The sequence below is a fragment of the Crocosphaera sp. XPORK-15E genome, assembly GCF_034931425.1.
In the GTDB taxonomy this organism is placed as follows: Bacteria; Cyanobacteriota; Cyanobacteriia; order Cyanobacteriales; family Microcystaceae; genus UHCC-0190.
In genome coordinates, this window is sequence record NZ_JAYGHQ010000018.1 from 114410 (window position 1) to 124225 (window position 9816).

At 39.3% G+C, this 9816-nt stretch carries 9 protein-coding genes; 3 read left to right on the forward strand and 6 right to left on the reverse strand.

Annotated features, from left to right (window positions below; genetic code table 11):
- Nucleotides 1-34: 34 nt before the first annotated feature.
- The gene (gene thiL, locus VB691_RS20080; protein ID WP_323293301.1) at nucleotides 35-1018 is read right to left on the reverse strand and encodes a thiamine-phosphate kinase; all 984 of its coding nucleotides are present in this window, start codon (nucleotides 1016-1018) and stop codon (nucleotides 35-37) included.
- On the reverse strand, nucleotides 1015-1890 hold the full coding sequence (locus VB691_RS20085; RefSeq protein ID WP_323293310.1) for an ABC transporter permease: 876 nt from the start codon (nucleotides 1888-1890) through the stop codon (nucleotides 1015-1017). The genes thiL and VB691_RS20085 overlap by 4 nt, the downstream gene beginning before the upstream one ends.
- Before the next feature lie 483 nt (nucleotides 1891-2373).
- Here VB691_RS20085 and VB691_RS20090 point away from each other — a divergent pair, with 483 nt between their 5' ends.
- Complete coding sequence (locus VB691_RS20090; RefSeq protein WP_323293302.1) at nucleotides 2374-3459, forward strand: hypothetical protein; 1086 nt, start codon at nucleotides 2374-2376, stop codon at nucleotides 3457-3459.
- Nucleotides 3460-3489: 30 nt separating this feature from the next.
- Entirely contained in the window at nucleotides 3490-3852 is a 363-nt protein-coding gene (cutA, locus tag VB691_RS20095; RefSeq protein WP_323293303.1) for a divalent-cation tolerance protein CutA, read from the forward strand.
- A 49-nt stretch (nucleotides 3853-3901) separates the two neighbouring features.
- Here the strand turns inward: cutA and VB691_RS20100 are convergent, their stop codons facing one another.
- The 3 genes from VB691_RS20100 to VB691_RS20110 form a co-directional block, all read right to left on the reverse strand.
- Entirely contained in the window at nucleotides 3902-4357 is a 456-nt protein-coding gene (locus tag VB691_RS20100; RefSeq protein WP_323293304.1) for a DUF2141 domain-containing protein, read from the reverse strand.
- Between the two features lie 184 nt (nucleotides 4358-4541).
- Complete coding sequence (gene mnmE / locus VB691_RS20105; protein WP_323293305.1) at nucleotides 4542-5924, reverse strand: tRNA uridine-5-carboxymethylaminomethyl(34) synthesis GTPase MnmE; 1383 nt, start codon at nucleotides 5922-5924, stop codon at nucleotides 4542-4544.
- Between the two features lie 178 nt (nucleotides 5925-6102).
- A complete protein-coding gene (locus tag VB691_RS20110; RefSeq protein WP_323293306.1) occupies nucleotides 6103-6732 on the reverse strand; it encodes a hypothetical protein in 630 nt (209 codons plus the stop codon).
- A gap of 402 nt (nucleotides 6733-7134) precedes the next feature.
- Between VB691_RS20110 and VB691_RS20115 the strand changes: the two genes are divergently transcribed.
- Nucleotides 7135-8802 carry a CHAT domain-containing protein gene (locus VB691_RS20115; RefSeq protein WP_323293307.1) on the forward strand — a complete coding sequence of 556 codons (1668 nt, stop codon included), beginning with the start codon at nucleotides 7135-7137 and terminating at the stop codon, nucleotides 8800-8802.
- Here the strand turns inward: VB691_RS20115 and VB691_RS20120 are convergent.
- Nucleotides 8799-9816, reverse strand: a 1018-nt coding sequence (locus VB691_RS20120; RefSeq protein ID WP_323293308.1) for a calcium-binding protein, incomplete at its 5' end; no start/stop codon positions are given. The two genes, VB691_RS20115 and VB691_RS20120, sit on opposite strands and share 4 nt — an antisense overlap.

Below are 9816 nucleotides of genomic sequence, written 5' to 3' on the forward strand. Positions count from 1 at the left end.
GGAGAAGTATTACTTCTGAAAAATCACGATTCAGCTAAGAAAAATGCTGAAACCCTGCTGATAAATTTAATTCTCGCTGTTGCTGGTTATGCTCAATTAAAACTATCCTAGGTTCATCAATAATTTTACCAATAATTGCCGCCCCTTCTCCTAACTGTTCAACTAATTTAATTCCTAACACCTCTGGTAAACATAACACTAATTCAAAATCTTCTCCCCCATATAAGATCCACTCTAACCCTTGCTCAAAAGATACCCATTGTGATAGTGTAGGAGGGGTAAGAAGGGATGATAGGCCAATTTCTGCCCCGACCCCACTCATGCGGCAAATCTGCAGGATGGCATCAGCTAACCCGTCACTGCTATCCATTCCTGTTACCGTCGTTGTCCCTACAACATCCCACAGGTAAGGAAGTACATCTAAACGGGGTTTAGGGTATTGATGAGCAAAGATTAATTTGTCTCTGCTTTCTGGGGTTAAATTATCTTGAATGTTAGGTTTGAGCAATAATTCTAATCCTGCCCGCGCCATACCATGATAACCTGTGATGACAATAACCTCACCAGGTTGGGCCGTAGAGCGACGAATGACACGATTAGGATATACTTGACCCAAGGCAGTAATACTCACCGTAATCACGGTTGAGCGACAAATATCACCCCCTACAATGGGCGTTTGATCAACCTGTAAACATTGAGTTATACCTAAATACAAATGTTCTATCCAGGCAACAGATGTCTCTCCTGGTAAACCCAACCCCACCGTAATTCCGATGGGGGTTGCACCCATAGCGGCCAAGTCTGATAAATTAGCGGCCGCAGCACGCCATCCCACAGCATCAGGTGGAGTGGTCTTGTCGCTAAAGTGTACCCCATCCACTAACACATCAGTGGTGACAACTAATTTTTGCTGAGGATCGAGGGACAATATAGCAGCATCATCTCCGATCATATCACGGGGACAAAATTTTTGCAGTCTTTTTAGGAGTCCTTGTTCCCCAATATCCTTAATTTTCATCGATTTTTATGGCGTAAAGCCGGGTTAAACATTTCACTGATGCCCTCTCCAATAAAGGATAACCCAACCACCATAGAAGTCATGGCCATTCCAGGAAATAAAGTTGTCCACCAAATACCTGTAGATAAGTCGGGTAATGCTTCTTTTAGATCATGTCCCCATTCTGAGATTTCTTCAGGTAATCCTAACCCTAAAAATCCTAAGCCACCTAAGACTAAAATAGCATCAGCAGCGTTTAAAGTAAAGACCACAGGAACACTTTGAATAACATTAAAAAATAAATAGCGAGATAAGACACGAGTTGGAGTGGCCCCCATTGCTTTTGCTGCTTCGACAAATAACTCAGTTTTGACACTGGTGGTATGATTGCGAACAATACGATAATACTGAGGAATGTAAGCAATACTTACCGCAATTGCCACATTAAGGATGCCACGACCAAGAATAAACGCTAAAGTGACAGATAATAATAACCCTGGAATTGTATAAATAGTATCCATCAAAAACAAGAGTATTTTATCAGCTTTACCTCCTAAATATCCACTAATTAATCCAAGGGGAACCCCAATTATCATAGATAAAAAAGTGGCCAAAAAAACCACTTTTAATGCTGCTTGGGAACCTAAAAGCGTCCGAGAAAAAACATCATATCCTCGAACATTTGTGCCAAACCAATGACTAAAACTTGGAGACTCCCCAGGGACATTACTTAATAAATCTGCGGGATCTTGTAAAAAACCAATTCCTTGTAAAAGTGGGGCAAATAAGGCAATAAACAACCAAAAAATTGTCATTCCTATGCCAATATACATTAATCTTTGGGCAAGACTAAGATGGGAGAAATGGGGTAAAGTCAGTTTAGTTGGAATCATCGACATTTCAAACATAATAGAAGATGCTAGAAAATTGTAACTCATACTTAGGCCTTTAAGGAAATATTAATCAGCAACATCTTTAATTCCGTAATTATTCGGAAGTTGACAACATCAATTTTGAAAATTTTTATCAATCTTTATTCCCTCCCCTCAAATTTACTGAAAAGTTATTATAATTGTCCCTTAATTTTACGCTTAATTTATCCTCAATATCTAGTCTTTACCGTATATTTTCTGTCAAGAAATATAAAAATTTACTACAACAAAATACTTGTCAATCCCAGAAAATATGTTATATTTGGATTGTGTAAACTTTTGAATAAATTGGCAATTAATTTTGAAATGAAAATTTATCATAAAAATCTCATATTTAAGTCAAAATATCTGGATTCTGGCTTTACTTTGGCAGAAGTATTGATCTCATCCGCCTTAACTTTAGTGGTTGTTTCATCTGCTGGATTTGGATTAATTCAGATACTTATGACAAATCAAAAATCAACAGCTAAAGGCGAACTTCAATATAATACCAATCGGGCGATTGAATTTATCACGGAAGAAGTTAAACCAGGCATAAAAATTGAATCTGATGCCGTTGCTGCCTTATCTGAAGCACCAGATTTTACACTACCAACAGGTGCTAAACCTGTTTTAGTGATTCAAATTCCTAACATACCTCAACGTATTATTTATTATACTAGACCAGCCCCCAATCCTTGGCATGGCCCTAATACAATTGAGCGATGGGGGCCAAAATTTCAAAACGATGGACAATATGATAATAGCGAAATTAATACTCCAGAAACATGGGAATATTCTGTTTTAATTGATAATATTGATAACACGGCAACTAACCCAATTTGTGCCTCAGAATGGCAAATTAGCAATGCTGACGCTATTAATGGTTTTCATGCTTGTGTTGATTCCCAACAAAAATTAGTTAAGCTAAATTTGGCAACCACAGCAACTAATCCTGTTTGGCATGAAAATCTTACTTATGAAGTAAACACTAATGCTTTTGCTAGAGCTAATATGACCCAAAGTATCACAGAAAATAGTCCGAGTTTCAAGATCATTGATAAGAAGTTAACCATTGATAAACCTGCTAATCTAAAATTTGAAATATTAGGAGGTGACATTGCTTGTGGAGCAGGAGGAGTAACAATTCCAGTTGCGACAAATCTCTATGTCAACGGAACTCAACAAACTTGGAATACTAATACACCTCTAAGCTTACCAAATCAACCAGCAGGGTCAACATTTGATGTAGAATCAATTGCTGGAAATGGGGCAGTTTGTAGTAATTATAGTATGACAGTTTCTACTAATAATACAAATTCTTCTCAGGTTAAGGTTCTTGTTAATGGAGATGCTGTTCCCAACATTACACCCTTTGACAATCAAAGCACGATTGAATCTTTTCTACAAAAATATATTGAAGATGGAAAGATTAAACTTCCTGATAACCAAGCTATTTACTTGTTTGAAGTTGGTACAACAGATCAAAGTAGTTCGGCCTTTGATCTACAAGATAATGTCGTCTTAGCAACCATTGACAATGCTCAATAAACCTCAGTTACACTCAGTTTTATGAGATAATTGAATGCTTTAAGTTTAGGGATTAGGAAATTGACGTTAGATAATAATTACATTACTGTAATTACGACAACATCTCAAAAAGAGGATGCTGATAATATTGCCAGAGTTTTATTAGAACAAAAATTAGCTGGTTGTATTCAAATTATCGGCCCCATTACCAGTCATTATTGGTGGCAAAATCAAATTTGTCATGATGAAGAATGGATTTGTTTTATTAAAAGTAGTCAAGATATTTATGATGAACTAGAAAGAGTCATTAAAGAGATTCACCCTTATGATACTCCTGAAATTATTGCTTTACCTATTATGGCAGGTAGTCAGGATTATCTTAGCTGGTTAAGTCAACAACTGAAACAAAATTAAAGACTAAAGTAGAGACGATTTAAGAAACGCCTCTACAATAAAATCTTGATTAAATAGATTGCAATTTGATTGAAATTATCACATTTTTCCCCGTTACAAGAATAGCAGATTCTCCAAATTTAGGAGGGCCAGTTCGGACAACGGGATTACTAGAAAACCCAAATTTCTCAGTAGGAACTCCGAGAAAATTGCGATTAAGTTGACCATCAGAATTATCATCCCAAAATACAGCTACTGCATAGGTACTAGGGGCTAAATTATTAATGGTTATTCTGGGGTTAGTATCGGTAATTTTGACACATTGTTTTTGGACTGCATCATTACCACTACTAGGAAAACCTCGACTACTGGAAAACAAACTAAAGCAAATTTGTCCTTTGCGATCGCTGACTCCATTAACTTCAAATGTTAAATTACTGGTCGTATTTCCATAGACAGGAAAGGAAGCACTTAAGGTTCCGATTAAAGGGAGTAAGAAGGAACTAACTAGAAATTTCTTCGTCATAATTTATTTATAGTGAAGAACTGAATCAGATTGTCTTTATGTCTAATGATAAAAAGGTCAACCCTAAGAATTTTATAGCATAAATTGGGACATCTTTTTTAAGGTTAATGAATTATTGCGCTTATTTCTCAACTAATGAACCCCAAAAACAAGCCGAATGGTCATTAAATTGATAATTATCAGCTTATTTACCAATACAAAAACGACTAAAAATTCTCTCTAAGACTGATTCTGTTATTTCCTCTCCTGTAATTTCTCCTAACGCTTGAATTGCACTACGCAAATCAATTGTCCAAAAATCTAACGGAAGTTGATTATTAATTGTTTCCTGTACTTGTTGTAAAGCTATTTTAGCACGGGTTAAAGCCGCCGCTTGCCGTTGATTAATCGCTAAATCTAAATTAGCAGCCTTTAAATTTCCTTGATGAACTGAGGCTAAAATCGCCTTTTCTAAACCATCAATTCCCTGATTTTGTGCTGCTGAAGTCTTGACAATTTCCTTAATTTGTGCAGGAAATAGAGAAAAATCTGGAGTCCCTAAATCAATTTTATTAATCACTAAAATAACCGGAAGATGAGCAATTGGTTGGTAAATTTCTGTTTCTTCTATTGTCCATCCCACTTGAGCATCAATCGTTAGTAAAATAAGATCAGCCTGATGAGCAGCAACCCGCGATCGCTCAACCCCAATTTTCTCCACCTGATCCATGGTATCCCGAATACCTGCCGTATCTAAAACTTGCACCGGAATTCCCCCCACCACTAACTGAGACTCCACTACATCCCTTGTAGTTCCTGGTAAGTCTGTAACAATGGCGCGATCGCTGCGACTCCAAGCATTCAATAAACTCGATTTTCCCACATTGGGACGGCCCACAATAGCCACCTTTAAGCCTGTGCGTAACAATTCCCCCTGATCTGCTGTGGATAAAATCGCCTCAACTTGTCTTAAAATCGCCTCTAACCCCTGAGATATCACATTTTCATCTAGTGGCGGCAAATCCTCCTCAAAATCGATTCTTGCCTCAATTTCTGCGAGTATATCTAAACAAGTATGACGTAATTGCCGAATCGGTTGAGCCAATTTTCCTTGTAACCCGGCCACCGCAATTTGAGAAGCTTGAGGCGATCGCGCACCGACTAATTCAGCGATACTTTCTGCTTGAGTGAGATCAATTCTGCCATTAAGAAAGGCCCTAATGGTAAATTCCCCAGGTTGGGCCAATTTTGCCCCTTGTTCCAAGCATAATTGGAGAACTTGCTGCACCGGAATAATACCCCCATGACAGTGAAATTCGACCACATCTTCACGGGTATAGGAACGAGGAGCTAACATGAGCAATAATAAGGCTTCATCAATCGTCTGTTGGGTTTGAGGATGACGGATGAAACCGTAGAGAATGCGATGAGACTGCCATTTTTGTTGTCCAGGGGCATCAAATAGACTGCGAGCGATAGACAGGGCATTTTGACCCGATAAGCGGACAATACCGATGCTACCCTGTTGGGGAACAATGGCTGTAGCGATCGCCGCGATCGTCTCTCGTTGGATCACCGTTTCCGACATAACAATTAATCTAGGTTGTCGTTAAAATAATACTATAAAATGACAATAAAAAAGGTGGAAAATAACCACCTTTTTTATTTGCAAATCCAGTTATTTATAGTGTTACTTTTGAGTTTTTATCAAGAGTTTGACCGCAATTTTTTCTGAGCGATCGCTAACACAGGAATTGTTAACCATACTAACCCAGGAATATCGGATTCGGGAATTTGAACTGCTGTTTCGTCCGATGGCGAAGGAATATTGGAATTGGAATTGGAATTGGAATTGGGGTTGGAGTTGGGGTTGGAGTTGGTGTTGGTGTTGGTGTTGGTGTTGTAGTACCTCCAAAGCTTAAGGATGCCGAGATCGCACCAAATACATCCTGAGCGGTGAACCTAACTGTAACATCATTGGACTCAATGAGATTTAAGTTATCATGGAGGAAACCATAGCCATCAATTCTAAGGTCATAAGGGCTATCAGATTTACTTGTAATTGAGTTGAGTGAGAGAGAAAAACGGTCATTTTCTCCAAAGTTCAGGAATAAAGGAATAGAAGTAAATTGATTAATTGATAAGTTGGTGACCAATGTACCAAAATCACTTGGACGAATAATTCCAAACAGTTCATTAGGGGAACCGTTACTTAATTGAGGGATACGAGCAAAGTCAAATAAGCTAGAAAATGTTAGGTTTTTAGCCTGTCCCAAAGAAGGACCTTCAAAATCTTCTACCTCGACATATCCTGCCGCACTAAATGTACCAGCAGAAGCCACCATTGGACTACTCAAGACAGAGACAGCGACACCTACAGCAAACAAGTATTTCATTTTCTCTCATAGGAATGAAAAGTATTCCTCAATATAAATAACAAATTTTCCGTAAAAATACAAGCTTAGTTCACTCTTTATAAAAAATTTTTTGGGGGATTTTACTGAGATAGTTTAGTCAATTTATCTAATTTGCTCAAAAATTAAGCTAAAAAAGTCAAAAAAGAGGCTAGGAATTTTTACTGTTCCTGCCTCTTTAAATTAATAATTTTAATCAAGAAACGTTGATTAATTTCGTAAATAATCTCCAGTAAACTGGGTAATAAACTACCAAAAATACTTACAGACCATTTTCCCAAAGCTTATTTTACCCGATCATAAATACCTAAATTAATTAAATCCTAACGGGACTGGATAATATTAAGTTAAAATGTCATTATTGACTTCTTTTAAGAACAGGTAATGACCCTAGGCTTAAATCCTTGCTTAACTGTAGCGATCGCCCCTTTAACAACGGGGGGTTCAGAGAGTTTTGCCCTTTGGGTAACCAATGCCCCTGTGCCGAGTGGATACGTTCATCATGATTCCTTATGGTCAGAAACCTTAACCCGCAAGTGGTTAGCTTGGCAAGAAATGTTTGCCCCCCAAGGAGAACCCCACCTTCCTGTTAACCACGATCAACTAACTACCGTTCTGCCACCCCTCACATTTACCCTAGCAAGCCCCATGGAAAGCTATGGCGGGCGACTGATGCAAGAATTAGGCTTGAGTTTGTGGCAATGGTTGTTTGACGCTTCAATTCATTCGAGTTTTGCCCAAAGTCGCGGCCTGGCATTAGGAAGCCATCGTCCCTTAAGATTACGATTGGACATTCAAGCTCCTCAATTAATTCCTCTGCCTTGGGAAATTATGCAATCAGCAGCGGGTAAACAAACAATTTCCCTCGATCCTCAAATTCTTTTTAGTCGCACCACTAACAATGTAGACCCCTTAGTTTTTCATCAGGCGAAAGAAGTCTTAAACATCTTGTTGGTGTTAGGAAATCAAACTCATCCCTCTCCAGCCTCTCTCAATGAAATTACAAATCAAGCTGATAGTCAAGGGCGTTCAGTTCAAGAGGCTGATGGTTTAACCCATGAAGACTTAAAACTGGAAACAGAAGCGAATTTGTTGGCCCAAATGATTGAAGATAGTTCCTTTGCCCCTCAAGGAAATTTGCAGCCCCCTGTTACAGTTCATCCCCTAGTACAACCAACCCCTAGCCAATTAATTGATACCCTTGATAGTGGAGATTATAACGTTCTTTTCTATGCAGGCCATGGAATGCCCGCCCCCAATGGAGGGTTACTCTTTTTAAGTTCTCAAGCAACAATGAATGGGACAGAATTAGCACAAGTGCTGATTCGCAATCAAATTACCCTAGCGGTGTTTAATGCCTGTTGGGGGGCCCAACCCGATCATCAAGGCTCAAAAACCATTGAACGCAGTAGCCTCGCCGAAGTCTTAATTCATCATGGGGTTCCTGCTGTCTTAGCTATGCGAGATTCCATCGCTGATCAAGAAGCCTTAAGCTTTATTCAGGCCCTAACGAAAGCCTTAACTCAACGTCAACCGATTGATGAGGCGGTTAGATTTGCTAGACAACAATTATTGACCCTTTATAAGTTTAATCAACCAGCTTGGACGTTGCCTATTCTCTATATGCACCCTCAATTCAATGGGGAATTAATTGCCCCCTTAGATGATATTACCCAATTACCTTTAATCACGACTAAACCACCGGCCGCTTATCTGCGGTTTGTCGAAGAAGAAGATACTCGCTGGCAAATCTACGGCGGGTTAATGAGGGTGGGCCGTCGTCCTGAAAATGATCTCGTTATCCAAGAAAAATGGGTCAGTCAGCGTCATGCTGAGATCATTTGCCGAGAAGTTCCCGCCGAGCCTGAACAGTGTTATACTTACTTTCTACGGGATTTTTCCCGTTTCGGAACCTTGATTTTGAAGAATGACCATTGGCAAAGAGTCCACTATGAAGAAGTGCCATTATCATCGGGGACTCAATTGAAGTTTGGCAGTCCCTATGGTCAAACGGTGGAATTTATTGTTGAAGAAATTGAGATGACTACTTAGCTAACAAAAATATCCTCAAAAGTCAAGGCTAAACCCGCATTGAGAGTGGCAAGTTGTGTTGCGCTTGATGCTCCACTACCATCAGGATCAAACCATAAAGCCCCCGTAGAAGCGTTATAGATAAAGCGTTGACTCGATGTGGTAGCATTAGCCCCAAGAATGAATTGAGATGGGGCTAGGGTATCACCAGAAACTAAGCCATTGCCAAAACCAGAGCCTGAGACTAAAATGCTGTCTGTATTGGGGGTAAAGTCAGTGATTTGGTCATTGCCCTCATTAGCAGAAGCAAAGAAGAAGGTATCCCCATTACTTCCCCCTGTCAAGATATCACTACCTAATCCCCCTTTAATATAATCGGCGTTAGTCGTCCCCAAAATCACATCAACCCCATTGGTTCCAAATTGGCGACGGGTGCTATCATCATTGATGATAGTAGCTGTGACAGCCGAAGTTGTGCCAACAGCGTAACCGCTCCCAGAAGCTAAAGTTAAAGCAACAGTTTCGTTACTTTCTGTTGTTGTGTCAGCTTTGGGATCTACTATTACTGTAGCTGTTGCAGAATTAGCAGCAAAAGTAACACTGCTTCCAATAGTTGTGTAGTCTGTTCCATTGGTTGCTGTACCACCAACGGTGTAGTTAACGGTTAACGCATTGGTTAAAATTCCAGTGCGGGTAAAGGTGTAAGTGAAGTTACTAGGACTGTTTTCGCTGATACCGCTATAGTTTAAGCCAAGGGTAACACTGGTGTCGTCGTCGTTATTGATAGTTCCTGTAACTGCTGTTGTGGTTCCAATGCTATAACCTGTCCCTGAAGCTAAGGTTAATGCTACAGTTTCGTTACTTTCTACTGTTGTATCAACTTTGGGATCTACTATTACTGTAGCTGTCGCAGAATTAGCTGCAAAATTAACAATGGTTCCAATATTTGTGTAGTCTGTTCCATTAGTTGCTGTGCCACCAATGGTGTAATTAGCTGTTAACGCATTAGTTAAAATTCCGGTACGAGTGAAGGTG

Bases quoted from the DNA above. Each gene is read 5' to 3' on its own strand.
- VB691_RS20115 (WP_323293307.1), top strand. From the start codon at position 7,135: ATGACCCTAGGCTTAAATCCTTGCTTAACTGTAGCGATCGCCCCTTTA.
- VB691_RS20085 (WP_323293310.1), bottom strand. From the start codon at position 1,890: ATGATTCCAACTAAACTGACTTTACCCCATTTCTCCCATCTTAGTCTT.
- VB691_RS20110 (WP_323293306.1), bottom strand. From the start codon at position 6,732: ATGAAATACTTGTTTGCTGTAGGTGTCGCTGTCTCTGTCTTGAGTAGT.
- VB691_RS20090 (WP_323293302.1), top strand. From the start codon at position 2,374: ATGACAAATCAAAAATCAACAGCTAAAGGCGAACTTCAATATAATACC.
- VB691_RS20100 (WP_323293304.1), bottom strand. From the start codon at position 4,357: ATGACGAAGAAATTTCTAGTTAGTTCCTTCTTACTCCCTTTAATCGGA.
- mnmE (WP_323293305.1), bottom strand. From the start codon at position 5,924: ATGTCGGAAACGGTGATCCAACGAGAGACGATCGCGGCGATCGCTACA.
- thiL (WP_323293301.1), bottom strand. From the start codon at position 1,018: ATGAAAATTAAGGATATTGGGGAACAAGGACTCCTAAAAAGACTGCAA.